This is a genomic window from Nonomuraea sp. WAC 01424, assembly GCF_003947315.1.
Lineage (GTDB): Bacteria > Actinomycetota > Actinomycetes > Streptosporangiales > Streptosporangiaceae > Nonomuraea > Nonomuraea spiralis.
The window spans coordinates 419,475-445,792 of the sequence record NZ_QHHZ01000010.1 but is presented as its reverse complement, the minus strand read 5'-3'; the positions used below and the strand labels follow the sequence as shown (position 1 = coordinate 445,792).

The 26,318-nt window shown below is 72.4% G+C and carries 27 protein-coding genes; 20 read left to right on the top strand and 7 right to left on the bottom strand.

From position 1 onward, the window contains the following. Positions 1-73 precede the first annotated feature (73 nt). The 6 genes from DMB42_RS28475 to DMB42_RS28450 all read left to right on the top strand — a co-directional run bounded on the left by DMB42_RS28475 (position 74) and on the right by DMB42_RS28450 (position 5,960). Positions 74-985, top strand: a complete 912-nt coding sequence (locus DMB42_RS28475) for a polyphosphate polymerase domain-containing protein (RefSeq protein WP_125638092.1) — start codon at positions 74-76, stop codon at positions 983-985. 6 nt (positions 986-991) lie between these two features. Next, complete coding sequence (locus DMB42_RS28470; protein WP_125638091.1) at positions 992-1,669, top strand: DUF4956 domain-containing protein; 678 nt, start codon at positions 992-994, stop codon at positions 1,667-1,669. A 9-nt stretch (positions 1,670-1,678) separates the two neighbouring features. Then, positions 1,679-3,277: a CotH kinase family protein gene (locus DMB42_RS28465; protein WP_125638090.1), complete on the top strand. Its 1,599-nt coding sequence runs from the start codon at positions 1,679-1,681 to the stop codon at positions 3,275-3,277. A gap of 321 nt (positions 3,278-3,598) precedes the next feature. After that, complete coding sequence (locus DMB42_RS28460) at positions 3,599-4,075, top strand: NUDIX domain-containing protein (protein WP_125638089.1); 477 nt, start codon at positions 3,599-3,601, stop codon at positions 4,073-4,075. Positions 4,076-4,167: 92 nt separating this feature from the next. Then, positions 4,168-4,989: an SDR family NAD(P)-dependent oxidoreductase gene (locus DMB42_RS28455; protein ID WP_125638088.1), complete on the top strand. Its 822-nt coding sequence runs from the start codon at positions 4,168-4,170 to the stop codon at positions 4,987-4,989. Positions 4,990-5,171: 182 nt separating this feature from the next. Next, positions 5,172-5,960: an alpha/beta fold hydrolase gene (locus DMB42_RS28450; RefSeq protein ID WP_125638087.1), complete on the top strand. Its 789-nt coding sequence runs from the start codon at positions 5,172-5,174 to the stop codon at positions 5,958-5,960. A 118-nt stretch (positions 5,961-6,078) separates the two neighbouring features. On the opposite strand, the gene DMB42_RS28445 is transcribed toward DMB42_RS28450, so the two are convergent. Further along, a complete protein-coding gene (locus tag DMB42_RS28445; RefSeq protein WP_125638086.1) occupies positions 6,079-7,221 on the bottom strand; it encodes a Glu/Leu/Phe/Val dehydrogenase dimerization domain-containing protein in 1,143 nt (380 codons plus the stop codon). 73 nt (positions 7,222-7,294) lie between these two features. Next, positions 7,295-9,151: a serine protease gene (locus tag DMB42_RS28440; RefSeq protein ID WP_125638085.1), complete on the bottom strand. Its 1,857-nt coding sequence runs from the start codon at positions 9,149-9,151 to the stop codon at positions 7,295-7,297. 331 nt (positions 9,152-9,482) lie between these two features. Here DMB42_RS28440 and DMB42_RS28435 point away from each other — a divergent pair, with 331 nt between their 5' ends. Further along, positions 9,483-10,457 carry an NAD(P)-dependent alcohol dehydrogenase gene (locus DMB42_RS28435; protein ID WP_125638084.1) on the top strand — a complete coding sequence of 325 codons (975 nt, stop codon included), beginning with the start codon at positions 9,483-9,485 and terminating at the stop codon, positions 10,455-10,457. 1 nt (position 10,458) lies between these two features. Here DMB42_RS28435 and DMB42_RS28430 read toward each other — a convergent pair whose 3' ends face one another. Continuing rightward, positions 10,459-11,187: a ThuA domain-containing protein gene (locus tag DMB42_RS28430; protein WP_125638083.1), complete on the bottom strand. Its 729-nt coding sequence runs from the start codon at positions 11,185-11,187 to the stop codon at positions 10,459-10,461. 136 nt (positions 11,188-11,323) lie between these two features. Between DMB42_RS28430 and DMB42_RS28425 the strand changes: the two genes are divergently transcribed. After that, positions 11,324-12,403 carry a hypothetical protein gene (locus DMB42_RS28425; protein ID WP_125638082.1) on the top strand — a complete coding sequence of 360 codons (1,080 nt, stop codon included), beginning with the start codon at positions 11,324-11,326 and terminating at the stop codon, positions 12,401-12,403. On the opposite strand, the gene DMB42_RS28420 is transcribed toward DMB42_RS28425, so the two are convergent. Then, entirely contained in the window at positions 12,343-12,948 is a 606-nt protein-coding gene (locus tag DMB42_RS28420) for a TetR/AcrR family transcriptional regulator (protein WP_125638081.1), read from the bottom strand. The genes DMB42_RS28425 and DMB42_RS28420 overlap by 61 nt on opposite strands. A gap of 116 nt (positions 12,949-13,064) precedes the next feature. On the opposite strand from DMB42_RS28420, the gene manA reads away from it, so the two are divergent. Continuing rightward, positions 13,065-14,234: a mannose-6-phosphate isomerase, class I gene (gene manA / locus DMB42_RS28415; protein WP_260478002.1), complete on the top strand. Its 1,170-nt coding sequence runs from the start codon at positions 13,065-13,067 to the stop codon at positions 14,232-14,234. Positions 14,235-14,293: 59 nt separating this feature from the next. Next, positions 14,294-14,917, top strand: a complete 624-nt coding sequence (locus tag DMB42_RS28410; protein WP_125638080.1) for a flavin reductase family protein — start codon at positions 14,294-14,296, stop codon at positions 14,915-14,917. 13 nt (positions 14,918-14,930) lie between these two features. Here DMB42_RS28410 and DMB42_RS28405 read toward each other — a convergent pair whose 3' ends face one another. Next, positions 14,931-15,602, bottom strand: coding sequence for a hypothetical protein (locus DMB42_RS28405; protein ID WP_125638079.1), 672 nt, complete (start codon positions 15,600-15,602; stop codon positions 14,931-14,933). 259 nt (positions 15,603-15,861) lie between these two features. On the opposite strand from DMB42_RS28405, the gene DMB42_RS28400 reads away from it, so the two are divergent. The 4 genes from DMB42_RS28400 to DMB42_RS28385 all read left to right on the top strand — a co-directional run bounded on the left by DMB42_RS28400 (position 15,862) and on the right by DMB42_RS28385 (position 19,136). Next, a complete protein-coding gene (locus DMB42_RS28400) occupies positions 15,862-16,353 on the top strand; it encodes a GNAT family N-acetyltransferase (protein ID WP_260478001.1) in 492 nt (163 codons plus the stop codon). 180 nt (positions 16,354-16,533) lie between these two features. Further along, entirely contained in the window at positions 16,534-17,430 is an 897-nt protein-coding gene (locus tag DMB42_RS28395) for an alpha/beta fold hydrolase (RefSeq protein WP_221762375.1), read from the top strand. Between the two features lie 25 nt (positions 17,431-17,455). Then, positions 17,456-17,917: a nuclear transport factor 2 family protein gene (locus DMB42_RS28390; protein ID WP_125638077.1), complete on the top strand. Its 462-nt coding sequence runs from the start codon at positions 17,456-17,458 to the stop codon at positions 17,915-17,917. A 133-nt stretch (positions 17,918-18,050) separates the two neighbouring features. Further along, positions 18,051-19,136, top strand: a complete 1,086-nt coding sequence (locus DMB42_RS28385; RefSeq protein WP_125638076.1) for a hypothetical protein — start codon at positions 18,051-18,053, stop codon at positions 19,134-19,136. 59 nt (positions 19,137-19,195) lie between these two features. On the opposite strand, the gene DMB42_RS28380 is transcribed toward DMB42_RS28385, so the two are convergent. Together DMB42_RS28380 and DMB42_RS28375 are read right to left on the bottom strand one after the other, a co-directional pair. Beyond that, positions 19,196-20,443: an MFS transporter gene (locus DMB42_RS28380; RefSeq protein WP_125638075.1), complete on the bottom strand. Its 1,248-nt coding sequence runs from the start codon at positions 20,441-20,443 to the stop codon at positions 19,196-19,198. Next, positions 20,440-20,820 (bottom strand): MerR family transcriptional regulator, encoded by a 381-nt coding sequence (locus tag DMB42_RS28375; RefSeq protein ID WP_125638074.1) that lies wholly within the window; start codon positions 20,818-20,820, stop codon positions 20,440-20,442. The genes DMB42_RS28380 and DMB42_RS28375 overlap by 4 nt, the downstream gene beginning before the upstream one ends. 283 nt (positions 20,821-21,103) lie before the next feature. Here DMB42_RS28375 and DMB42_RS28370 point away from each other — a divergent pair, with 283 nt between their 5' ends. Genes DMB42_RS28370 through DMB42_RS28345 form a run of 6 tightly spaced genes read left to right on the top strand, consistent with a single transcriptional unit; the run spans position 21,104 to position 26,316 of the window. Beyond that, the gene (locus tag DMB42_RS28370) at positions 21,104-21,349 is read left to right on the top strand and encodes a hypothetical protein (RefSeq protein WP_221762374.1); all 246 of its coding nucleotides are present in this window, start codon (positions 21,104-21,106) and stop codon (positions 21,347-21,349) included. Then, complete coding sequence (locus DMB42_RS28365; protein WP_125638072.1) at positions 21,346-21,654, top strand: Nif11 family protein; 309 nt, start codon at positions 21,346-21,348, stop codon at positions 21,652-21,654. The genes DMB42_RS28370 and DMB42_RS28365 overlap by 4 nt, the downstream gene beginning before the upstream one ends. Continuing rightward, positions 21,651-23,180: a GMC family oxidoreductase gene (locus DMB42_RS28360; protein WP_125638071.1), complete on the top strand. Its 1,530-nt coding sequence runs from the start codon at positions 21,651-21,653 to the stop codon at positions 23,178-23,180. The genes DMB42_RS28365 and DMB42_RS28360 overlap by 4 nt, the downstream gene beginning before the upstream one ends. A gap of 6 nt (positions 23,181-23,186) precedes the next feature. Further along, on the top strand, positions 23,187-24,794 hold the full coding sequence (locus tag DMB42_RS28355) for a GMC family oxidoreductase (protein ID WP_125638070.1): 1,608 nt from the start codon (positions 23,187-23,189) through the stop codon (positions 24,792-24,794). Continuing rightward, the gene (locus tag DMB42_RS28350; protein ID WP_125638069.1) at positions 24,791-25,492 is read left to right on the top strand and encodes an EthD domain-containing protein; all 702 of its coding nucleotides are present in this window, start codon (positions 24,791-24,793) and stop codon (positions 25,490-25,492) included. Before DMB42_RS28355 ends, DMB42_RS28350 begins: the two co-directional genes overlap by 4 nt. Continuing rightward, positions 25,489-26,316 (top strand): type 1 glutamine amidotransferase domain-containing protein, encoded by an 828-nt coding sequence (locus tag DMB42_RS28345; RefSeq protein WP_125638068.1) that lies wholly within the window; start codon positions 25,489-25,491, stop codon positions 26,314-26,316. The genes DMB42_RS28350 and DMB42_RS28345 overlap by 4 nt, the downstream gene beginning before the upstream one ends. The last annotated feature ends 2 nt before the right edge of the window (positions 26,317-26,318 follow it).

Sequence of the window (26,318 nt, the reverse complement as noted above, 5' to 3'; positions counted from 1 at the left end):
TCTCTCGTCGGTGGCGGTTCACACATTATTCCCAGCTTCGTGCTGTCGGATGTGTGCCGACGAAAGGAGGGACATGCTGCGAAAGTTCCGCAGACAGGCCGTCTTGGTGGGCCGCGAGGGCGACCGGCCGGCGTCCGCCGGCGTACCGGACGGCGAGCAGGGCCACCGGCTGCGCGCGCCCAGCACGCTGCACGCCTTCAACCGGTACGAGATCAAGTACCTGGTCGACATGGCCGAGGCGGCCGAGCTCCGGGAGGAGATCGGACGGCGGCTCGACCGCGACCGTCACAGCGGTGAGGCGGGCTACGGCATCTGGAGCGTCTACTACGACACCAGGCACCTGCGCTTCTACTGGGAGAAGGTCGAGGGCCTGAAGTTCCGCAGGAAGCTGCGCATCCGCCACTACGGCGACCGCTTCGCCGTGACGGCCGGCACGCCGGTGTACGTCGAGATCAAGCAGCGCGTCAACCGGGTCACCCAGAAGCGGCGGGTGTGCCTGCCGTACGCCGACGCGCTGCGCCTGTGCGACGGGCGGGAGCCGGTCGGGCACGAGCCGTCCCGGCGGGCCTTCCTGGAGGAGGTGCTCGACCTGGTGCTCCGGCTGGACCTGCGGGCCGTGGCGATGACCGGCTACACCCGGCACGCCTACGTGGGCCGCGACGCCGACGTGGGCCTGCGCGTCACCTTCGACCACCGCGTCCGGGGCCGCGACCGGGACTTCCACCTGGGCGCCGACGCCGAGAACCGGCTGATCGTCCCCGCCCGTACGGCGATCATGGAGGTCAAGGCCGACGAGCGGGTGCCGTACTGGCTGACCGAGCTGACCGCGCGGCGGAACCTGCAAGTGGTGCGGGTGTCCAAGTACTGCCAGAGCGTCGAGGCCCATGGGCTGGCCCCGCGTTCGATCTTCCACGTCCCCGGCCACGACAGCGGCCACGTCCTCGATCCCGGCCGCGTCCGGCCGGCCGTCCTCCCGGAGGCCTGACCCCCAATGGACTTCTCCTTCCAGGATCTGTCCGGCACGTTCAGCGTGGCCGACATCGCGATCGCGATGGCCCTGTCGTTCGTGCTCAGCGCCATGATCGGCTGGGTGTACCGGGCCACGCACCGCAACGTGTCCTACAGCCAGTCCTACGTCCAGACGCTGGTCGTCCTCGGCATGCTGATCTCGCTGATCATGCTGGTCGTCGGCTCCAACATCGCCCGCGCCTTCGCCCTGGTCGGGGCGCTGTCGGTGGTCCGGTTCCGCAACGCCATCAAGGAGACCCGCGACGTCGGCTTCATCTTCCTGGTCATGGGCGTCGGCATGGCCGTCGGCACCCGCTTCTACCTGCTGGCCGTCGTCGCCGCCGTCGCCATCTCGCTGATCGTCGTGGTCATGCACCGGTTCGACTGGTTCAAGCTCGACGTACGCCGCCAGGTGGTCAAGGTGCAGGTGCCCGCGGACGAGGACTTCAGCACGGCGATCCAGGACGTGCTCGTCCGGCACACCGACGAGTTCGAGCTGGTCAGCATGGAGTCGATCCGCGGCGGGGCGCTGACGGAGCTGATGTACACCGTCAAGATCAAGAAGGGCGGCGAACCGGCCGACCTCATCGCCGCGCTGCGCGAACGCAACCACGGCCAGTCGGTCACCGTCCTGACCGGGTACGACCAGACGGACCTGTAGGCCCGGCCCATGACATCGTCCAAGCGGTTGAAGCACCGCATCCCCGTGAAACTGCGGCACAACTGGAAGCTGGTCACGGTGTGCGTGGCCTTCCTGGGCGCGTGCTGGGGCGTGTTCGGCGGCGGCACGATCCGCCCGTACGTCACCACCGTCCGGGCCGCCGAGGCCGGGACCGTCGTCACGGACCTGACCGGCGCGAAGGACCTGTTCGACGCCTCCGTGCCGCACGAGGTGCGGCTCACCTTCACCGACGCGGCCTACGAGGACATGCTGACCGAGTACCTCAAGGAGGGTGAGAAGAAGTACGTCGAGGCCGACCTGACCATCGACGGCACCCGGATCCCCAGCGTGGGCGTACGGCTCAAGGGCAACTCCACGCTCATGGGCCTGACCTGGAAGGGGAAGTCGGCGCAGCGCCGCGGGCCCGTGGGCGACGGACGCCCCGAGGGGGTTCCGAAGGGCTTTCCGGAGGGGTTCCAGCCGCCGGATGGGTTCCCGCCGCGCGGTGAGGGCGGGCAGCCGCCCGGGGGCGGCATGCCCGGCGGCGCGCGGCTGAAGGGCGAGGAGCCGGAGAACCTGCCGTGGCTGATCAGCTTCGACGAGTTCGCGCGCGGCCGGCGCTACCAGGGCCACAGCCAGGTGGCCGTACGCCCGTCAGTGGCGAGCCCGGCGGCGGGCCCGACAGCGGGCTCAGGGACGGGCTCAGGGACGGGCCCGACAGCGGGCTCGGCGGCGATGTTGAACGAGGCTCTGGGGATCGCGCTGGTCGGCGCCTCCGGTGAGCCCACCCAGCGCTCCACGTACGCCTCCTTCACCGTCAACGGCCGCTCCGCCGCGCCACGCCTGCTGGTGGAGTACCTCGACGAGGGGTACGCCGAAGGTCTCGGCGACGGCGTGCTGTACAAGTCGCTGGCCGGCAGTTCCTTCACGTACAAGGGCGAGGACCAGACCGGGTACACCACCGACTTCAAGCAGGTCGACGAGGTCGGCGGCAAGGACCTCCAGCCGGTCATCGACCTGGTCAGATGGGTGAACGAAGCCTCCGCGGCCGAGTTCGCCGAGGGCCTGGCGGACCGCCTGGACGTGGAGTCGTTCGCCCGCTACCTGGCCCTGCAGAACATCATGGTCAACTTCGACGACATGGCCGGCCCCGGACGGAACTACTACCTCTGGTACGACCTTGGCACCGGCAGGTTCAGGGTGGTCACCTGGGACCTCAACCTGGCGTTCAACGGCGACGCCACGGCCGGCGTGCACGACACGATCGGCATGGGCGCCGGCATGGGCGCCGGTCCGGCACGCCCGCCAGGGAACGCCGAGCAGGGCCGCCGGGGCGGCGGCATGCTGGGCACGGGCCATCCGCTGAAGGAGAAGTTCCTCGCGGACGCCGCCTTCAGGAAGCTCTACGAGGAGCAGTACCGGGTGCTGTACGGCAGGCTGCTGGCGGGTGGCGCGGCCGGCCGCCTGCTCGACGGGCTGGTCACGGCGTACAAGCTGAACGACCGGGCCGACTCCGCCGGGATCGAGGCGGAGGCGAAGAACCTGCGCACGTTCCTGACGACCCGCACCGACACGCTCCGCACCGACAAGGCGCTCAACGGCACCTGACGCCCGGCCCTCCCGCTCCCCCAGCCCGTCCGCCCGGCCCGTCCGCCCGGCCCGTTCCCCCCGGCTCGCCCGCGTCGGGGCGGGCCGGGCAGGTGGAGCAGCACCCGCGGGTCCACGGCGGCCGAGCCGTCTAGCTCGAACGTGTAGGCGGCGATCACGTGCTCGCGTTCGACGGGGCTTCCTCGGAAAGGGCCGTCACGTGTCGATCGGGTGTGGCGCCTCCCTACCCTCGCTCGGCCGGGTCACGCGGATAACCGCACGTCAGAGCCGTTCCTGATGATCCGCGGACGCCGTCGGAACGGGTGTGAATATGCTGGGGCGATGCCCACGCCTGAGTTCGTCGTCGCGCTGCGGGAGAAGATCGGCACCGAGCCGCTGTGGTTGTCCGGGGTGACCGCGGTCGTGCTGCGCGAGCAGGAGGTGCTGCTGGTCCGCCGTGCCGACACCGGGGCCTGGACGCCGGTCACCGGCATCATCGACCCCGGCGAGCAGCCGGCCGACGCCGCGCTGCGCGAGGTCGCCGAGGAGACCGGTGTCCACGCCGTCGCCGAGCGGCTGGCCATGGTGCACGTCACGCGCGAGGTCACCTACCCCAACGGCGACCGGGCCCGCTATCTCGACCTGGTCTTCCGCTGCCGCTGGCGGTCGGGCGAACCGTACCCGGCCGACGGGGAGAACACCGAGGCCCGCTGGTTCCCGCTGCGGGCCCTGCCGGACCTGACGCCCGACATGCGTGACCGCCTCGACGCCGCGCTCGCCGACGACCCCGCCGCGCGTTTCCGTACGACCGGCGCCTGACCGGCCCGCCTGAGACCGGTGCGCCGGGGCTCGCGTGGCGGGCGTGCCGCCGGACGATCTATGGTGGGGGCGAGTGCGGAAGGATCGGGCCCATGGCGGGAAAGACCATCGTGCTGACCGGCGCCAGCGACGGCATCGGCCGCGCCGCCGCTCGCGCCCTGCGGCGCGGCGGCGACCACGTCGTGATCGTCGGCCGTTCGGCCGGCAAGACCGAGGCGCTGGCCGAGGAGCTGGAGGCCGACCACCAGGTGGCCGACTTCGCGCGCCTGTCGCAGGTACGCGCGCTGGCGGCCACGCTGCTCGACCGCCACCCCGTCATCGACGTGCTGGTCAACAACGCCGGCGGGATCATGGGCTCGCGCACCACGACGCCCGACGGCCATGAGGCGACGTTCCAGGTCAACCATCTGGCGCCGTTCCTGCTGACCACGCTGCTGCTGCCCCGCCTCACGGCCGCGGGCGGCACGGTCGTCACGACCTCCAGCCGGTTCAACACCCGTGCCCGCCTCGACCTCGACGACCTCGACGGGGTGCGCCACTACTCGGGCAGCCGGGCGTACGCCAACTCCAAGCTGGCCAACATCCTGTTCACCCGCGAGCTGCAGCGCCGCCACGGCGCGGACGGCCTGGCCGCGGCCTCCTTCCATCCCGGCGTGGTCGCCACGAACTTCTCCGGCGGCGGCGACAGCGCTGCCCGGCTGCTCTACCACACGCCGCTGAAGCGGCTGCTGCTCACGCCCGAGCAGGGCGCCGACACGCTGGTCTGGCTGGCCACCTCCGAGCCGGGCGCCGACTGGACACCCGGCGGCCACTTCGAGAAGCGCCGCCCGTCGGCCACCCACCGCCTGGCCGACGACGCCGACCTCGCGCGCCGCCTGTGGGAATGCAGCCAGGCGCTCGTCGGGACCGGCTGACCGCCCGGCACGCGGCCCCGAGCACCCCGCCACCGCAACGTCGTACCAGGGGCTGATGCGCGCGGCGGTCCCGTCTGCGATGGTGAGGACGTGGGATCAGCCGGGCGTGCTCACTGGTGGCCGCGACCGCCGTGCCGGGCGTCGCCCACGAGTCCGGACCCGTCCGAAGCACGAGGAGGGCCATGATCAGATTTGGCTACGCCGACACCCCGTTCGGCCAGATCCACCACGCCTCGTGCGGCACGGGCGAGCCGGTGCTCCTGCTGCACCAGACCCCCCGATCCTGGGACGAGTACCGCGAAGTGCTCCCCCTGCTCGGCCGTACCCGGCGGGCCGTCGCCATGGACACCCTGGGCTTCGGCAACTCCGCCCACCCGCCGGACCACTCGATCGAGACCTACGCCGCCGGTGTGCTGGCCCTGATGGACGCCCTGGACCTGCCGCGAGCCGCCGTGGCCGGGCATCACACGGGCGGCGTCGTCGCGGTCGAGACGGCCGCGCGGGCGCCGGAGCGCGTCACCGCGCTGGTGTTGTCGTCCACGCCGCTGATCGACCCCGAGGGGCGGCGGCGCCGCGCGGGCCGTCCCTCCATCGACGCCGTACGCGAACACGCCGACGGCTCCCACCTGGGTGACCTGTGGAGCCGCCGGGCGCCCTACTATCCCTGGCCGCTGCTGACCCGTTTCGTGCGCGACGCGCTGACCGTCCTGCCGGAGGTGGAACGCGGTCATGAGGCGGTGGCCGCGTACCGGATGGAGGAACGTGTCGGGCTGGTCCGCTGCCCGGTGCTGTGCGTCGGCGCCACCGACGACCCCTTCGCCTTCCCCGAGCTCGAACGCCTGACCGCCGCCCTCCCCCACAGCACTCAGGCCGTGGTCAAGGGCGGCGTGATCCCGCTGGAACATCAGGCCGAGGAGTTCGCGGCGCTCGTACAGGAGTTCCTCGACACCCGCGCCGGGCAGGCCGGCTGACCCGACCGCACGGATTCAGGCGGGGGCGGCCCACTCGAACCCGCCCTCGCCGACTACGCGACCACCTCACCGAAGCCCGGGACGGCCGGGGCCCGCGGGCGCGGGCGGGTGAACGAGGTCAGAGAGCGGTGGGCGGGTCGGGGGCCACGGGTGGGGTGATGGGGAGGGCGGACGGGGGTTGCCAGGTTGAGAGGAAGTGTTCGGCCAGCGCGCACGAACCCTCGTACGGACCCTCCGGATGGGACAGGGCGGCGGCCGTGAGGGTGCTGACGCGGCGGTCCACCAGGGCACGGGCGTCCTCGACGCCGGAGATCTCCCCGGCGCTCTCGGCGAGGTACCCGATCGTGGCCCCCGCTCCGCAGACGAAGTCCGCCAGCGTCACCACACCCCGCGCCCGCAGCGTCCGTAGCCCCTCCGCCGTGTAGGGCACGTTCGCCGCGGGTGCGACCAGGCCGGCCCGTACCGTCGCCGCCCGCCGTGCCGACAACGTCCCGGTACGCGCGCCGGGGACCAGGACGTCGGCGGCCACCTCGTACAGCGCCTCGGACGGGAGCACGGGCAGGCCGAGCCGCGTCACGCAGGCGTCGCCGTACGCGGCGCGCAGCTCTTCCAGGGCGGCCACGTCCAGGCCGGAGGGGTCGGTCACGCACCCCTGCAAGGTGGACAGGGCGACGAGGCGCGCCCCACGTCGCGCCGCCTCGCGTGCCACGGCACCGCCCACCTTGCCGAAGCCCTCCACCGCCACCGTCCGGCCGTCGAGCCCGCCGAGCGCGGTGTCGGCGGCGGCGACCACCCCCAGCCCGGTCACGACGGTGTCCACCAGTTCCCCGCCCACCGGCCGGTGAACGGCGGCCGCCGACCCGCTGTCCGCCGACCGGTGGACGGTATCCGCAGGCTCCCCGCCGCCCGCCTCCCGGTGCATCACCGAGTCGGGGCGGTAGCCGGGGAGCGGGGCGAAGTCCTGGGTGCGGGTGCCCAGGTCGGATGAGGTGAGGAACTCGCCCGCCGCCACCAGCGGCGCGATCTCCGTGCAGTAACGCGCCAGGACGGCGTCCCGGTCGTCGGACGCGGCCCGCAGCACCGCCTTGGCGCCGCCGATCCGCTCCCCGAGCACGGCCAGCTTGTACGTCATCGCCCGCGCCAGCAGCCCGGCCTCCTCGCGGGTGACGTCCGGCGCCAGCCGGGTGCCACCCGCACTCACCGGGCATTCCAGATCGAAGGCGACATAACCGTCGACCGAGACGAGTTCCATGATCCTCATCCGCGCTCCCCGCCGTCCGTGCGAACCGTGCCTGCCGCCCAATCTCGGCGTCGCCCGGCCGCCTGTCCATGGGTCAGGGAGCGTTGTAGCCCAAGGTGTACGAACCGGACCCGGAGTAGGCGTGCACGCGGTAGCGGTAGTAGCCGGCTGCGCCGGTGTAGGTGAGCGACTCGTCGGCTCCCGACCCGGCGCTCTGGGCGACCGTCGCCCATGACGACCCGTTCCAGCGTTGCAGGTACAGGTCGTAGTCGGCGCCGGACGGGCCGTCCAGGCAGGCCTGGTGCGGGCCGGTGACGGTGGTCGTCAGGTACCCGCCGTCCGGCTGGTACTGCTCCGCGCCGGAGGTCAGCGTGCCGGACTTGGTGGTCTCGTAGCCCGAGCAGCCGCCCGCGGCGGCCACGGACAGGCTGTAGGCGGCCGTGTGGGTGGCGGCCGGCCCCGTCGCGCTCACCGTGATCTGGTACGTGCCCGCGATCGTCTGCGCGGAGGTGGACACCGTCATGACCGACGTGCCGCCGGACTGGACGGTGGCCGGCGCGAACGTCACGGTGGCCCCCGCGGGCACCCCGGTGGCCGCGAGTTGCACCGGCTGGGGCCCGCCGCCTGTGACGACGGTGGACAGGGTGCTCGTGGTCGTCCCGCCCGGCGTGACGCCGCCGCTCGCGGGCGAGAGACTCATCGCGAAGTCGTCGCCGCCGCCGGTCGGCGGGGTGTTGTCGATCAGGCCGGAGATCTCGTTGTAGACCTCGGTGATGCGCGTCCCCCAGTTGGGGCAGCCGCCGAGGTGGTGAAGGGCGATCACCTTGTGGCTGGAGGCGGCGATGACCGGCGAGCCGGAGTTCCCGCCCGAGGTGTCGCAGCGGTAGCCGGTGTTGACGCCGGACGACACCACGTCGATCTTGCAGGCCGCGCCGCCCTGCGTGTCCTCGTACAGGGACAGGCGTTTGGGCAGGGTGTCGCCGTGGCCGGGGATGTAGATGCGTTCGCCCGCCACGGGGGGTCGCGGATCGAGGTACAGGGTGCCGAACCCCTGGATCGCGGCGAAGTCGGCGACGCTGAAGAGCGTGTAGTCGAGCGCTTCGAGGGCGCTGGTCTTCAGGAACTGCCCTCCGCCGACCTTCGTCCCGGCGCCGGGGTTGTTCCCGCCGCAGGTCGCGCAGTCGTAGTCGAACTGGAACTCGCTGGCGCTCAGGTCGGCGGCGCTCTCCATGCAGTGGTGGTTGGTCAGCATGCGGTTGGTGTTGCCGACCCGCCAGGCCGTGCAGTAGCCGAGGCCGTTGAGGAGCTGGCGGGCCACGGCGCGGCTGCGGGCGTACTCGGTGGGGTTGCTGTCCTTGTAGCAGACGACGTCCCGGCGCGCGTCGGTGCCGCACACGCTGAACGTCCTCGGCGTGAGGGCCGCGGCCTCGTCGGTGGTGTAGCCGCGGAAGTACCGGTCGATGCGTACGCCGAAGCCCTGCCGGGCCAGCCGGACGGCGTTCCGCGCGCCGGACGCGTGCAGGGTGACCACCGCGGTGTCCCCGTCGACCGACAGCGCGGCGAACCCGGGGACGCCGTGCAGGGTGTATCCGGAGTTGGCGGCGTAGCGGCCGCGGGTGGGGTCGCCGTAGTAGGTGTGGACCTCACGCCCGTCCGGCGCGGCGACGGTGACGTAGTCGCCCGGGACGAGGGTGAGCGCGGCGAAGTGCACCTTGACGTAGCGGGAGCCGGGCCGGCTGACGCGAGTGCTCCAGCTCCGTCCGGATCCGCCGTAGGACAGGGACAGGTCCGCGAGGACCTCTTCACCGGCCGGGGAGACCCGGCTGTCGGCCTGCGCCCGCAGGGGTACGGCGGTCGCGTGTGCGAGAGCGGGGGCCGGGGTCGCCGGCGTGATGACGGCCAGCGCTGCGATCAACGCCGTGGCCGCGGCTCTCCATCGGGACGGAATCATGCGAGGGACACCTCCACGTGAGGGGTGACCGAAGCAGGCCGCCGATCGCCGGGGAGCCGGACACGGTCCGGCGCGTACGCTGCGCCGGTTGGAGGCCGGCGACTCCGGCGAACGGGCGGCCCGCCATGGTGGGGGGTGGGCAGAGGGTAACTCCCGGATACATCCGTACCGTTATCGGTAGCGATACCGATATTTCGCCCGACAGGCGAAATCTCAGGAAACGTGCGAGCCCCGCACCCCCACAGCCGCAGCCATGTTAATAATTCTTGACACTGTGTCCGCTCTGTTTTACCTTCACCATGTCTACTTTCTTTGACATGGAGACCCTGCCATGAAGGCCATCACCCGGCACGTCTACGGCACCCCGGACCTCACCGACCACGAGCTCCCCGCCCCCGGCCCCGGCGACGTGCTGCTGCGCGTGCACGCCGCCGCCCTCGACCACGGCGTCTGGCATCTCGGCGCCGGCCTGCCCTACCCCGTCCGCCTGGCCACCGGCCTCCGCCGCCCCCGTTCCCCCTTCCTCGGCCGCGACGACGGCGGCACCGTCGAGGCCCTCGGCCCCGGCGTCACCGGCCTCGACGTCGGCGACGAGGTCTTCGGCACCTGCGACGGCGCGCTCGCCGAACACGCCGTCGCCCGCCCCGGCCACCTCGTACGCAAACCCGCCGGGCTGTCCTTCGAGGCCGCCGCCGCCATCCCCACCAGCGGCTTCACCGCGTTACAGACCCTGCGCGACCACGCCCGCCTCCGCCCGGGACAGCGCGTCCTGGTCATCGGCGCGGGCGGCGGGGTGGGCACGTTCGCCGTGCAGCTCGCCAAGGCGTACGGGGCGCACGTCACCGGCGTCTGCGGCCCCGGCAAGGACGAGCTCGTCCGCTCGCTCGGCGCGGACGACGTCGTCGACCACACCCGCGAGGACCCGACCGCCGGGCCCCGCCGCTACGACGTCGTCCTCGACACCGCGGGCAACCGCCCCCTGCCGGACCTGCGGCGCGTCCTCACGCCCAGGGGCACCCTCGCGATCGTCGGCGGCGAGAACGCCTCCGGCCGCTGGCTGTACGGCACCGGCCGCCAGCTCCGGGCCGCGGCGCTGTCGCCGTTCGTCCGGCACACCCTGCGGGCCCCCATCAGCGCCGCCGACCCGGCGGACCTGCGCCACCTGGCCGGCCTCGCCGCGACCGGCGAGCTCACCCCCGTGGTCGGCCGGGCCTTCCCGCTGGCCGACTTCCCCGACGCGATGACGTACCTGCGGTCGGGTCACGTGACGGGCAAGATCATCATGATCATGCCCGGCACGGCGTAGCTCACCAGTCCCCGGCGGGCACGCGGGTGTTGCGCAGCGGCTCGCCCGGCCTCCCGTCCGGCGCCGCCCACAACACCGCGTTGGCCAGCACCCGCCGCACGCCGTCCTGATGGAAGACGGGATAGTTCTGGTCGCCCGGACTGAAGTAGAAGACGCGCCCCTTGCCGCGCCGGTAGCAGCAGCCGCTGCGGAACACCTCGCCGCCGGAGAAGGAGCTGACGAACACCAGCTCGTCGGGCGCGGGGATGCCGAACGGCTCGCCGTAGGTCTCCTGCTCGGGGATGACCAGGGGCTGGGGCACGCCCGCGGCGATCGGGTGGGCGGGCTCGACCGTCCAGACCAGCTCGCGGTCGGCGCTGTCACGCCAGTTGACCGTGCAGGTGGTGCCCATGAGGGTGCGGAAGACCTTGGAGTAGTGGCCCGAGTGCAGCACCAGCAGGCCCATCCCGGCCAGTACGCGCTCGCACACCCGCGCCACGACCTCGTCGCCGACCTCCTCGTGCGCCGCGTGCCCCCACCAGGTGAGCACGTCGGTGGCGGCCAGCGTCGCGGCGTCGAGGCCGTGCTCGGGCTCCCGCAACGTCGCGGTGCGCACGCGCACGCGTTCGCCCAGGTGCTCGCGCAGGCCGTCGGCGACGGCGCCGTGCATGCCGTCCGGGTAGCGGCGGCGCACCTCCTCCTCCCGCTGCTCGTGTACGTTCTCGCCCCACACGGTCACGTTGATGCTCACGCGCGATGTTCTCCCTCCCGGCCTGCCGCACCTGTCGTCCGGTCCCTACCCGGCGCACGGCCGATCCGGACACGACGGAAAATGCCTCGCGGAAGGAAGGGCGGTTTGGGTAGATTCGCCGGTGACCATGGACGTCATGCACAGCACCGCGCGGACGGCCGTCGAGCCCGGCGGCGTCGAGATCGCCTGCGACGAGTCGGGCGCGGAGGGCGAGAAGCTCGTCGGCGGCAACACCGACGTGTTCGCCCACGCCGGAGTCTCCCTCGACGCGGCCGCCGCCGCCGAGTGCGTACGGGAGCTGCGCGCCAGAGCGCCGTCCCCGGTCACCGAGTACAAGGCCGAGCACGTGCTGCGCGAGAAGAACCGGGCCACCCTGGTCTGGCTGCTCGGCCCGTCGGGACCGATCCTGGGCCATGCCCGGGTGCACCTGACCGACAAGGCGTACTTCGCCGTGAGCAAGCTGACCGACCTGCTCGCAGGCCACCACTCCAGCCTCGGCCTCGACCAGGACGAACGCTCCACCGCCCTGGCCCGGACCCTCTACCAGGAGGGCCGCCGGGCCTTCGGCCCCGGACGCTGGACGGCCTTCCTCGACGCCTTCAACCACCTGCTCAGAGCCAGGAACGGCCGCGCCCCCGAGACCTCCGTCGAGTCGGCCTTCGAGCTGGTCGCCGACCTGCGCACGACGCCCGGCCCGGCCGGGGAGATCATGGACCTGCTGTGGGCGGCCAGGCCGCGCGTGGACGCCTTCACCGAGCGCCTGCTCGACGACCCGCACGTCTTCCCCGCCCTCGACCCGCTGATCCCGGCCATCGCGCACGCGGTGGCGTCCTGGGGCGCGGGCGGCCGGCCCGTCTCCGTCGTGCACGACCGGCAGACGACGCTCACCGAGGAACGGGTCGAGCGGCTGCGGTCGCTGCTCGCCCGGCCGGGCGGCCGTTCCGGACCGCTGGTGCTGACGAGCCTGACGCTGGTCGCCTCGCACCTCGACACGCGCGTCCAGGTGGCCGACATCGTGGCGGGCGTGGCACGCAAGATCTCCTCCAAGGAGCTCAACGGCCGCGGCGACCCCGAACTGACCGGCCTGCTGCGCCCGTACGTGGACACCTCCTCGATCTGGCCGGACGAGCGCAGCGGGGCCGCGCTGATCGCGGGTCAGCCGAGCGCGGCACGCGCCTCGGCGGCGGCCTCCGGGCTCAGCACCGGCCGCGAGTAGATCTCGATCAGCGTACGCATCAGCAGGCGCTCGCCCTCCGGCGTGGACAGGTCAGCACCCATGGCACGGGCGACGTGCGGATACAGGACCGGGACCGACAGCGCCATCGCGGCCATCACGGCCGCCCGCGCCCGCGCCGGGACGTCCGGCGCCTCACCCCGCTCCCGGTCGGCCACCGCCAACCAGCGCTCCCCGATCCCGGTCATCTCGTCGAACAGCGGCGAGGCCCCGCCCTCGGTCAGGGCCCGCGCCAGGTAGGCGCGGTAGGGGCCCATGACGGCCACCGGGCTGAACCCGGCCGACAACCCGGTGGCGGCCTCGTCGTGGAGCCGGCGCACCATCTTCATCAGATGCTCGTCGCACGCCTCGCGCAGCGCCTGCTTGGAGCCGAAATGGTGGCGGACCAGGCCGAGCGAGACCCCCGCCGACTCGGCGATGCCGCGGATCGTGGCCCGCTCGAACCCGTGCTCGCCGATGTGCCGGATCGCGGCGTCGCGGATACGCGCCCGCGCCGTGAGGTCCTCCGGGTCCTGGACGGTCGTCATCGCACCACCGATTCGTACAGCGGACTGTTCGCGCGGAAAGCATACTGTACCTGCGTGCAGCCCGACCGGACCCCGGGCCGCGCGGGACGGGCCGCGGGCGGCTACGCTCCTGCCCTGTGCCGACGTTCGATCTGCCCATGCGCCTGGACACCACCATCCGCCCCTACGACTGGGGCTCCGTCACCGCCATGCCCGAGCTGTTCGGCACCGAGCCGACCGGCCGCCCGCAGGCCGAGCTCTGGATGGGCGCCCATCCGGCCGACCCCTCGGTCGCCGCGGCGGTGCCCCTCGACCGGCTCATCGCCGCCGACCCCGTCTCCGCCCTCGGCGGGCCCGCGGTCGCCAGGTTCGGGCCGGCGCTGCCGTACCTGCTGAAGGTGCTCGCCGTCGCCCGGCCGCTGTCACTCCAGGTCCATCCCACGATCGCGCAGGCCGAGGCCGGGTTCGCCGCCGAGGAGGCGCGCGGCGTCCCGATCGGCGACCCGGCCCGCACCTACAAGGACCGCTCGCACAAACCCGAGATGATCTGCGCGATCACCCCGTTCCACGGGCTGTGCGGCTTCCGCTCCCCCGTCGTCACCGCCGGCCTGCTCGCCCGCCTCGGCGTGCCCGGCCTCCAGCCGTGGATCGACGCGCTCGCCACCCGGCCCGCCGGCCAGGCGCTACGCGCCGTCTTCGCCCAGATGCTCGACGACTCCTGCGCCCCGCTGCGCGCCGAGGTCGAACGCGCCCTCGCCGGCTCCGCCGACCCCGGCCTGGCCCCGTACGCCGGGATCGCCGCGGCCTGCCCCGGCGACCCCGGCGTCGTGGCCGCCCTCCTGCTCAACCACGTCGACCTGCTCCCCGGCCAGGCCCTCTACCTCGGCGCCGGCGTGCCGCACGCCTACCTGGGCGGCGTCGGCGTGGAGATCATGGCCAGCTCCGACAACGTCCTGCGCTGCGGCCTGACCACCAAGCACGTGGACGCGCCCGAGCTGATGCGAGTGGTCGACTTCACGCCCGCCGAGCCCCACCTGGTCGAGCCCGAACGGCCCGGCGCCGGCGAGCTGAGCTACGTGCCGCCGGCTCCCGAGTTCGCCCTCACGCGCTACGACCTGACCGGGGCCGACCCCGTCGAGCTGCCCGGCGGGCTGCCCCGGATCGTGTTCTGCCTCGAAGGCGAGACCCGGGTCGGCGAACTGGCCCTGCGGCCGGGCGAATCGGCGTTCGTCGCGGCCGTCGCCGGGACCGTGTTGTCGGGGAAGGGTGTGGCGTACCTGGCCGGACCAGGCGCCTTTACGGTGTAGATCAGCAGGACGGCGACATTTCGGCCACCGGTTGAACGTCGCCTTCCTAGGCTCCCACCATGAACACGGCAACCATCGGCCACATCGCCATCGAGCCCAGCATCCTCTACTTCGGCACCCCGGTCGTGCTGCTGACCACGCAGAACCCGGACGGCTCGACCAACCTGGCCCCCATGTCGTCGGCCTGGGCACTCGGCCGGACGGTCGTGCTCGGCCTCGGCGCCGACGGGCAGACCGCGCGGAACCTGGCGGCCCGGCCCGAACTGGTGATCAACCTGCCGGCGCCGCACCTGTGGCCGCAGGTGGAACGGCTGGCGCCGCTCACCGGCCGCGACCCGGTGCCGGACACCAAGGCGGCCGGCTGCCGGTTCGAGGCCGACAAGTTCGGCGCGGCGGGCCTGCGCCCCGAGCCCTCCGAGACCGTACGGCCGCCGCGTGTGGCCGAGTGCCCCCTCCAGCTCGAGGCCGTCGCCGCGCAGATCCGGACGAACGAGGCCGACGACTTCGTCATCGTCGAGGCCGTCGTGCGCAAGGTGCACGCCGACCCGCGCATCGTCGTCCCCGGCACCCAGCATGTCGACCCGGCCGCCTGGAGCCCGCTCGTCTACAACTTCCGCCACTACTTCGGCCTCGGTCCGGAGCTCGGCCACTCCTACCGTACGCAGACCCCGCGTCCGGCCTGACCCCGGCGGCGGGTCAGCCGGCCGTCGAGGCGCAACCCGCGTACGACGGACGGGCCGACGCCAGCGCCGAGGGCTCCTCCAGCCCGCGCGGCGGCGGCGTGGGACGGTCGGCCGCCACGGTCAGCACCAGACCGCCGAACCTGCGCCACCACCCGTGCGCCACCCCGCCCCCGCCCGCGCGTACGGTCAGCCCGCTCCACCCGTCGGTGGGCCGGCCGCAGCCGAGCGAGACCTCCAGCGAACGGCTCTCGGCGCGGCGCAACACCTTCGACGCGCTCTGTTTGGCCGACCAGAGCAGGCTGCCCAGCAGCGGGTCGCCGCCGATGATCTGCTGCTCCTGCCGGGTGAACCGGTCGGCGACGAATTCCGGGCCGCGCGACTCGACCAGTTCGAGGTCGCAGCCGACGGCTCCGGGCTCCAGTCCGAGCAGGCAGACCGCCCATCCGGCGCGGCTGGTGAGCGAGATGCCCACCGGCAGCGGGCGGCCGTCCCGCCACGCCTGCGCCGCGCCGTCGGGCCGCCGCCGTACGTCCGGGTCCCCCGCGGGGCCGGGGCAGACCAGGTGCAGTGCCTGCCTGACGGTCCAGCGGGCGAGCGGGTGCTCGGCGGGCGGGCCGTCGTCCGCTCCTGCCGACCGGTCCTCTCCCGCCGGGAAGTGTCCCTCCCCGCGAGCCAGCCACCTCATCGAGCCTCCATTCCGCGCACCAGCGCTTCGGATGACCTCCGACCGCGGCACGGCGGCCGGGATCGCGTGATCGACCGACCCGGCCGCCACGCCCGGACGGCCGTCTCGCGCAGCTTCTCGCCGGCACCTCCTCGAACGCCTGCCGCGGCCGCGGACGCGCCGCCCCGCGTGATGCTTCACGGGTACGTGCCCGCGCTCCGCCGCCGAACACCCCGGCGGGGCTCTCCACTAGTGTGATCTTGTGACCGGAATTTTCACAGTGTTCCCAGCCTCTCCGGGCGACGGTGAGGCGCTGGGAGAGATCCACGCCGAATCATGGAAAGCCGCCTACGCCGGCTTCTTCGCCGAGGAGTTCGTCGAGGAGACCGTCCGCCATCAGCGCGGCAGGTGGCACGACGTGCTCGCCGAGCCGAAGGGCCGCCTGGTGCTCGGCGCGCTCGACGGGCGGCGCCTGGCCTTCTCCTACTTCGGTCCCTCGCCGTCCCGGCCGGGCGCGGCGGAGATCTTCAGCTTCTACGGCCATCCCGAGGGCTGGGGCTCCGGCGTGGCCGCCGCCCTGATGACCGACACGCTGCGCCGGATCCGCGACGACGGCTTCACCCGCGTACACCTGTGGACGCTGCGTGACGCGCCGCAGTCACGCCGTTTCTACGCCAAGAGCGGCTTCACCGAGTCGGGCGTCGCCCGCGCGCACGACCACGGCGACGGCAACCCGGTCGAACAGGTCGAGTACGAGCTGACCTTCCCCTGACCCGCGCCCCTCCCGCGCCCCCTCCCACGCGCGCCGACTTGACAGAGTTCCCCGGCGTATTTCGCGGTGAATACTCCGGCAGCGGCCCTCTCGTTGACCTTCTCCACGGCCACGGCAACCATTCTTGAGTATCGCCAAGCGGGCACGAGAACGGTCGAGTGATCGCGTGAGAGGAATGGCATGAGCGCGAATGCTTTGTACGCCGGTCGAGACTGGAAACTCGACCACGACAAGCGAGTAAAGGTCAACAACGCGGAACTGCGCTACACGGTCGTGGGGCGCGGCGAGCCGGTCCTGTGCATCCACTGCACCTCTATTTCGGACGGCCTCATCACGCCGCTCCTGAAGTACAACCCGGAGCTGCTCGACAAGTACCAGTTCATCAGCTATTACCGTGCCGGGTACAACGGCAGCACGCTGGAGAAGGACAGCCTGAGCATCGAGGAGGGCGCCGAGCACGCCAAGCAGCTCCTCGACCACCTCGGCATCGACAAGGCGCACGTCATGTCGTACTCCTTCGGCGGCGTGATCGGCTTCCAGTTCATGCTCTCCTACCCCGAGCGCACGCACTCCGCGGTGCTGCTGGAGCCGTACCTGCCGCGTGAGGGCGCCGAGGCCGAGAAGGCCAACAACGACGCCGTGATGACGGCCATCCAGCTCGTGCAGAAGGGCGACAAGCTCACCGCCGCCTGCGACTTCATGGCCGCCGTCTGCGGGCCGAGCTACCTCGGCTCCGTCGACATGACCTGCCCCCTCGACGTGTGGGAGCGGGTCGAGGAGTGCGCGGACGTCACGTTCACGGTGGACTTCCCGGCCCTGGGCGGCTGGGGCTTCCGCATGTCGAAGGCCGACCAGCTCGTGCCGAACAAGCCGCAGATGCCGGTGCTGGCCGTGATGGGCCTGGACAGCGAGGCGGCCATGCCCGGCTTCCGCGAGGCGCAGCACTTCCTCATGAACTGGCTGCCCCAGGCCGAGCGCTGCGGCATCGTCGGCGCCACCCACGGCCTGCAGATCATGAACCCGAGAGCGGTCGGCGAAGGCGTCTCGGCCTTCCTCGCCAAGCACCCGATGCAGTAGCACCCGACGCAGTGAGAGGAGAGCTATGTCGGATCTGACGGCTGAGCGACTGGCGGCGGCCCACCAGGCGCTGCGGTCCGGCGACCGCGAGCGCGCGCTGGAGTACTGGCACCCCGACGTGCGGTTCCAGTCCCCCGGCAACCACCCGTACGCCGGATGGCACGACGGCCTCGACGCCTTCATGGGCTTCATCAGGACCTGGCAGCGGCTGGCCGGCGGCACGCTGCGCATGGAGCAGATCGCCTGCCTGGTCAACCCGGTGGACGGCTACACGATCGACGTCAACCGCTGCACCGCCGTACGCAAGCGCACCGGCTCGGACGGCACCTCCTTCTACGAGCACCTCCAGATGGAGGGCGTGGACCTGATGCGGTGGGAGAACGGCCGCGTCGTCGAGGGCCGCGGCGGCATCTTCGGTGACGGGACCGCCAACTTCAGCTCGTTCTTCGGCCCGATCGGCCCGAACGGGCTCAGATCCGACGACTGAGCGGGCATCCCGGCGGGCCGGTGCGGACCGGCCCGCTTTCTCATGCCCGCGTTACCCCGTCCACCTCCCTGTACCCGCCCGTTTTCGTGCCCCGGAGCCCCGACCCGCAGGAACCGCGCCGACAGGAGAAGACATGACCCGTTTCCGTGGCATCCTCCGCGCCTCCGCCGCCGCCCTGGCCGTCACCGCCGCGCTGGCGGCGGCCGCGCCCGCCCAGGCCCTCCTCGCCCCCTCCTTCCGGGCCGTGGACCCGCCCGGCGACCCGACCACCCTCTGGAACGTCGACGTGCTCGACGCGAACAACGCCTTCGCCGTCGGCTGGCGCGGCTACGACGGCTCGCCGGACACCTCCGTGCTGCGCTGGGACGGCTCCACCTGGACCAGGCTGCCGCTCACCGCCGGGTACGACGTGCCCAGCCCGTGCTGCGTGGCCGCCGTGGCGCCGGACAAGGTGTACGTGACCGGCAGCCGGAGCATCGCCGACGTCTCCTGGCCGCGCTCGGCGTACTGGAACGGCTCGGTCTGGTCGGAGATCCCGCCGCCGCCCGGCTGGACGCCCCCGCTGCCCGGCGACGAGTGGAACGGCCCGATCGCCGCCACCAAGGACGGCTCGCTCTGGTCGATCAGGTTCAAGAGCTCCGGCGGCACCGACATCCTGCGCCTGCGCCAGGGCGTCTGGACCGTCTACCCGCGTACCGAGAACCTGGGCCTGCTGCGCGCCGTGGACGGCGGCGACCAGATCGTCTTCGCCGCCGAGAACGGCGTCGTCCTGTGGGACGGCACGGCCCTGCGCTCCCTCGGCAGGCCGGGCCTCAGCCCCCGCGGCGTCTACGTCGAGGGCCCCGGCCGGATCTGGGTCAGCGGCTACCAGCCGCGCCCCAACCGGCCCGCCACCCCGGGGATCTCCCGCTACGACGGCACCCGGTGGACCGTCTCGGCGCTGCCCGGCGACCCGGGCAACGGCTACGCGAGCATCAGCGGCGACGGCGAGGGCCACCTGGTGATCCCGAGCGGCGGCGGCACCACCGCGCCCGCCTACCTGTACTTCGACGGCACCTCGTGGAGCAAGGTCAGCGGCCCGTCCCGCCCGTCGGCCGGGTACGCGGGCTCGTACGCCGTGGACCGCGTCCCCGGCACGTCCACGATCCTGTCGGTGGGCGGCGCCAACGTGACCAACCTGACGGGGTTCGCGATCAGTGAGCTGATCGGCCCCCGCTGAGCGGGCCGGCCCGGACCCGGGCGGGGAGGGGCGGCAGGCCCCTCCCCGCCCACGCGCGTCTACCTCCGCCCGCTCACGCGCGTCCGCCGCCCGCCCGTACGGACCGCCGCCACGAGCGTGCCGGCCGCCGGCACCGCCGAGGCCGCCGTCAGGACCACGCCCAGCCGGTGCAGCCCCTCGTCGGTGGCGCGTTCGCCGTAGGTCAGGCTGATGAGCAGCGCCGAGCAGATCGCCCCGGCGTACTGGGAGGTACGCAGCAGGCCGGCGGCCATGCCGATCCGGTCCGGCGGCGCCTGGCTGTACATCGCGGCCTGGTTGCCCACGATGTTGAGCCCGTTCTGCACCCCGAAGAGCGCGCTGAGCAGGCACAACGACAGGATGGACGCCCCGCCGTCGAGCGCGGGCAACCACGCGCAGCCCGCCAGCAGGGCCGCGGCGCCGGCCGGCAACATCCAGCGTGCCTGGTCGGCCCGCGCCGCCAGCCCCGAGACCACCGCCCCGACGGCCGAGGTGGGCATCAGCAGCAGCCCGGCGACCGCCGCCGTCAGCCCTCTGCCCTGCTCCAGCCACTGCGTCCAGCCGTAGAGGAAGCCGTAGGTGGCCATGAACGTCAGCGCGTTGCGCAGGTACGTCACCAGGAGCGGCCGGTTGCGGGCCAGGTCGCGCAGGCCGCCGCCGCCACCCGCGCCGTCCTGCTCGTACGGCTCGTCGCGCGGCAGCCACAACAACGCCGAGACCACCCCGGCCACCGCCATCGGCAGGTTGACCAGGAAGATCCAGCGCCAGCCGCCGAGCGCGTCGAGCAGCCCTCCGAGCGGCGGCCCGAGCACCATGCTGACCTGCCCGGCCATGGCCAGCGCGCCCATGACCGAGGCGGGGGCGGACCCGCCGGACCGCTGCGACCTGCGGCGGACCATGCTCATGGCGGCCGGGTAGGCGGCCGAGGTGCCGAGGCCGATCACCACGCGGGCGACCACGAGCAGGCCGAGGGTCGGCGCCCAGTAGCCGAGCAGCCCGCCGGCGGCGACCGTGACCAGCCCGGCCAGGTAGATCCGGCGCGGGCCGAGCCGGTCGGCCAGCCGGCCCAGCACCGGCTGGCCGATCAGGGTGGCCAGGTACAGGGCCGACACCAGCCAGGAGGTGGCGTCGGCGCCCACGCCGAAATGGTGGGCGATGGGCACGAGCGCGATGGCGATGATCGAGGAGTTGATCGGGTTCAGCAGCGAGCCGACCGAGACCGCCGTGACGAAGCGGGGGCCGAAGGACGCCTGGCCGGGCTCGCTGTCCCGCCGCGCCGGCGCGGTCACAGCTGATACTTCTCCTCGAGCTTCTCGTAGATGTCGATCTTGTAGTCGATGGCGGCCAGGTCGTCCTTGAGCTGGGCGATGCGCTTGGCCACCTCCTCGCGGTGGGTGAGCAGGATCTGCTTGCGCTCGGCCGTCGTGCTCTCGCCCGCGCGGACGAGCTCGGCGTAGCGGCGGACGTCGGCGATGGACATCCCGGTGCCGCGCAGCCTGGTCAGGAACCTGATCCAGGCCAGATCACGCTCGGTGTAGCGGCGGTGCCCGTTGCCACCGCGCGGGGGCGTCTCCCGCATCAGGCCGGCCTTCTCGTAATAGCGCAGCGCGTGGGCGCTGAGGCCGGTCTCGGCTGCGACTTCCGCGATCGTCAGGCTCTGATCCATACGATCATTGTCGCCCTTTGAGCGCGATCAAAGTCAAGTGCGTACGGATGAATTCCGGTGAATGCGGCCCCGGACTTGACGGAATGGGACCGGCTACCTCCATACGGCCCGGTCCGCGCCCGGTCGCGCGTTGACGCGTTTTCCGAGCGCCGAACATGATTCACCCGTAGCGCCGGACGAAATGGTGGTGCCAATGGCGAAGAGCGAATTCGTGAGATTCCTCGGCGACCTGCGCGAGAATCCGCAAAGACGCGCTGAGTATAGCGCGAGAAATCTCAGTCAATTGTTGTTCCACGCATCCGACGAGGGCTTCCGCTTCACGGCGGAGGAGCTGGTGTCGGTGGTCGGGGCCCTGGAGATCGAGGTCATCGTCGCCAAGGACGGCCAGACCGTCGACGGCGACAGCGCGCTCTGGCGGCACATGTGGGGCGTGCGTTACCTGGACTACCTGCTCGACCACGTGGTGTCCAGGTTCGGCGAGGAGGAGCTGCGCGGGTTCGCGGCCGACGAGAGGCGGCCGGTGTCATGAGCGGGACGAACCTGATCGCGTTCCTGCGCCTGGCGGGCTCGCGTCCCGACGTGCTGGAGTCGCTGCGGGCCAAGAGCAAGGCGGAGGTCGTCGCCGCCGCGGCCGAGCACGGGCTGCCGTTCACCGAGGCCGACTTCAACGGCGTGGTGTGGGAGCTGGAGGAGCGCCTGGCCGACCTGCGCGGCGACACCTTCGACTCCACCTTCCCGCTCTGGCGGACGATGTGGGGCCAGCACTATCTGGAGTTCCTGGTCGGCGACCTGCTGCCCGCCCTGGAGCGGGCCCGGCTGCTGGAGCCGTCGTGAGCGCCTACGACTACATCGTGGTGGGCGCGGGCAGCGCCGGGTGCGTCGTGGCCAGGCGGCTGCTGGACGCGCTGGGCTGCCGGGTGCTGCTGCTGGAGGCCGGCGGGCCGGACGCGGCCGAGTGCGTGCACCGGACCGACATCCCGTCCATGACCTCGATGTGGGGCTCGCCGGAGTTCGTGTGGGACTACGCGACGACGCCGCAGCCGGAGCTCGGCGGCCGGGTCGTGCCCATCCCGCAGGGCCGCCTCCTGGGCGGCGGCAGCTCGGTCAACGCCATGATGTACGTGCGGGGCAACCGCCGCGACTTCGACGGCTGGGCCGCGCTCGGCAACGACGGCTGGTCCTACGACGAGGTGCTGCCCTACTTCAGGCGCTCGGAGGACTACCCGGGCGGCTCGCAGGAGTACCGGGGCAGCGGCGGCCCGCTGAAGGTGGTCGACTACGGCTCGCCGTCGGACGCCTCGCGCGCCTTCGTCCGGGCGGCGATCGCCCGCGGGCGCGCCGACGGCACCGGCGACTACAACGGGCCGCGGCAGGAGGGGCTGGCCTTCTTCTACCAGTCCACGCGGGACAAGGACGGCCGCCGGTCCAGCACGTCCGAGGCGTTCCTGGCCCCGGTGCTGGGCGAGCCCGGCCTCACGCTGGAGACCGGCGCCGTGGTCACCCGCCTGACCGTCGAGGGTGGCCGGGCCGGCGGCGTGGAGTACGTCAAGGACGGGCGTACGCACCGGGCCGTGGCCGAGCAGGAGGTCATCGTGGCCTGCGGCGCGCTGGCCTCGCCGGCGCTGCTGCTGCGCTCGGGGCTCGGCCCGGCCGCGCACCTGCGCGAGCACGGCGTCGAGGTGGTCGCCGACCTGCCGGGCGTGGGCGGCAACCTCCAGGACCACGTGCTGTTCGGCGTCGGGTACGAGAGCCTGCGCGAGCTGCCCTTCCCCGAGCTGCTGTCCGAGGCGGGGCTGTTCACCAACGTCCTGGGCGGCGACGCCCCGGACCTGCAGTTCTTCTTCGGCCCGGTGCAGTTCATCGACGACCGGTACAAGACGGACGGCCCGGGGTTCACCTTCGCGCCGATCCTGCTGCAACCCCGGAGCAGAGGCGAGGTACGGCTGCGCCCCGGCGACCCGCTGCGCCCGCTCATCGACCCGCACTACCTGGAGGCCGCCGCCGACCTGCGGCTGCTGACCGAGGCCATCGTCCTGGCCAGGGAGCTGGTCTCGGACGCGGCCTTCGACTCCCTGCGCGGCCGGGAGCTGGCCCCCGGGCCTGATGTCACGAGCCCGGCCGCCCTGGCCGACTACGTGCGGGCCAGCGCCTCGACCGTGTGGCACCCGGCCGGCACCTGCCGGATGGGCCGCGACGGCGAGGCGGTCGTCGAGCCGGACCTGCGGGTCCGCGGCGTGGACGGGCTGCGCGTCGCCGACGCCTCCGTCATGCCGGTCATCACCCGGGGCAACACCAACGCGGCCACGATCATGATCGCCGAGCGGGCCGCCGACCTGATCACCGCATCGGCACGGAGGTGAGCTGAGATGACACAGACCGTCGACTTCGTCGTCGTGGGCGGCGGCACGGCCGGATCGGTCGTGGCCGCCCGGCTGAGCGAGCTGCCGGGGGCCCGCGTCCTGGTCCTGGAGGCGGGCGACACGGAGATCACCGACGCGGTCGTGGACCCCGGCCGGTGGAACGAGGTGCTGCTGACCGAGCTGGACTGGGCGTACATGAGCGAGCCCCAGCCGGGGCTCGGCGGGCGCCAGGTCTACTCGGCGGCGGGCCGCGGCCTGGGCGGCACCTCGAACGTCTACCACATGATCCACACGCGCGGCCGTCCGGCGGACTTCGACGCCTGGGCCTACGACGGCTGCCCCGGCTGGTCCTTCGCCGACGTCCTGCCCTACTTCCAGCGTATGGAGGGGCAGCGGGACGCCACCAACCCCACGGCCGGCCACGAGGGCCCGATCAAGATCGTCAACGCCAGGGACATGGGCAACCCCGTCTCGCAGACGTTCGTCGAGGCCTGTGTGGAGCTGGGTTACCCGCAGGTCGAGGACTTCAACGCCGACAGCTTCGGCGTGAGCTGGCACCACGTGGACATCGACGTGGACAAGGGCACCCGCTGCGGCGTGCGTGCCGCCTACCTGGAGCCGGACGTGGAGCGCATCGGCGTCGAGGTGGGCGCGCTGGCCACCCGGCTGCTGTTCGAGGGCGAGCGCTGCGTGGGCGTGGAGTACCTGAAGGACGGCGAGCTGCGCACGGTCAGGGCCGAGCACGAGGTGATCGTCTGCGCGGGCGCGATCCAGTCGCCCAAGCTGCTGCAGCTGTCCGGGATCGGCAAGGCCGGGTCGCTGGCCGCGCTCGGCATCCCGGTGGTCGCCGACCTGCCCGGCGTGGGCGCCAACTTCCACGACCACCCGCTGGTCATCGGCCCGATCGGGTACATGGACAAGGCGGCGCCCGACCCGCGCGGCCAGGTGACCGAGGTCGGGCTGTTCTGGGGGTCGGAGCCGGGGCTGCCGGTGCCCGACATGGAGATCTGCCTGGTGCACCGGGCGCCGTTCGGCGACCAGTTCTTCGCCAACGTCATCAAGCGGGTGGAGACCGGGCAGCCGCTCACGCCGGTGCGCGAGCTGGTCGACCCGAAGATCGTGCTCACCCTGCCGGGGCTGGTCCGCCCGCTGTCACGCGGCAGCGTACGGCTGGCCGGCACCGACCCGACGGCCTACCCGCGGGTCAGCGCGAACTACTTCGGCGAGCGCTCGGACCTGGAGCGCACGGTGACGATGGTCGAGATCGCCCGCGACATCTACGCCAGCTCGGCCTTCCGGCGCGACTGGGGGCTGACCGAGGTCGCTCCCGGCCCCGACGTACGCACCCGCGAGCAGCTCAGTGCCTGGGTGACGGAGAACGTCGGCTCGTACTACCACTTCGCCGGCTCCTGCAAGATGGGCTCCGACAGCCTCGCGGTGGTGGACACCCGGCTGCGGGTCCGCGGCGTCGAGGGGCTCCGCGTCGCCGACGCCTCGATCATGCCGACGATCGTCTCGGCCAACCCCCACACCACGACCGTGATGATCGGCGAGCGCGCGGCCGAGTTCGTCGCGGCGGACTTCGTCCCGGCCCGTCAGGAGGCTACGCGATGATCCACCAGTTCATCTTCGGCGCTCCCAAGCCCGGCTTCACCGCCCAGCAGTTCCAGGACTACTGGGTCAACGTGCACGCGGTGAAGTTCGCCAGCAAGATCAAGCAGATCAGGCAGTACCTGGTCGACACCCGTATCCCGTTCGACGGCGACGTGGGCCGGCCGGCGCTGCCGCACCAGGGCATCGCCGAGATCTGGCTGCGCAACGCCGAGGAGCAGCTCGCCTCGCTGCAGAGCGAGGAGTTCCTCCAGGGCGCCCGGCTGGACGAGCCGAACTGGGCGGCATTCTGGTCGACGATCGTGGTCGACACCGTCGCCCACGAGCTGGTGCCCGGCCCCAAGCCTCGGCCCGAGAGCTGGGTGAAGGTCACCACGCTGATCAAGCGGCGGCCCGGCCTTCCGCTGGACACCTACCGCAAGCAGTCCCTGGAGTCCTACGCCGCCGCGGTGGCCGGGCTGCCGGGCCTGCGCAGGCACCTGCACTGCCACACCGTGGACGGCGCGTACACCTTCGGCGAGGCCGGCTTCGACGGCGTGGACCAGCTCTGGTTCGACGACGTGGACGCGCTGCGCGCCGCGCTGTCCTCGGCCCACCACGCCCGCCGGGTCAAGCCGGAGCTGGAGGCGATCGCCGACCCGGCCCACGTGTTCTCGATGACCTGCAAGGAAAACTGGATCATCCCTGGGGAGTTGGTATGACCAAGCGCGTTCTCGTGATCCTCTCGGAGTTCGGCTACTGGGGGGAGGAGCTCGTCGGCCCGCTGTCGGCCTTCGACGAGCGCGGCTACGACGTCGTGTTCGCCACGCCGACCGGCAAGCAGCCGCACGCCCTGCCGCCCAGCATGGACCCCGACTACGTCGACCCGCCGCTCGGCCGCTCGGTCACCACGCCCGAGGTGGCCAAGCTGACCCGCGACCTGGACGAGTCCGGCCGCCTGGCCAACCCGCTGAACCTGTCGGCGTGGGCGCCCGAGCGCCCCTACACCAGCAGCCCCGACTACCTGCGCCGGCTGGAGTCCTACCACCGGGCGGTCGCCAAGCTGGAGGCCGAGCTGGTGCCCTACGACGCCGTGCTGATCGTCGGCGGCAGCGGACCGATCGTGGACCTGGCCAACAACGAGCGGGTGCACGAGATCGTGCTCGCGTTCGCCCGGGCGGGCAAGCCGGTGGCGGCCGAGTGCTACGGCGTGGCCTGCCTGGCCTTCGCCCGCGACTGGGAGGACCGCAAGAGCATCATCTGGGGCAAGCGCGTCACCGGTCACTGCAAGGAGTACGACTACAAGGACGGCACCGGGTTCCTCGGCGTGCCCGACTTCAACATGGGGCCGCCGCCGTACCCGCTGGAGTACATCCTGCGGGACGCCACCGGGCCCGAGGGGCGCTACATCGGCAACTTCGGCAGGGAGACCTCGGTCATCGTGGACTTCCCGTTCGTCACCGGCCGTTCCACGCCCGACTCGTTCCTGACCGGGCAGAAGATCGTCGAAGTGCTCGAGGGCGGCCTGCGCCGCTTCGGCTGGTGATG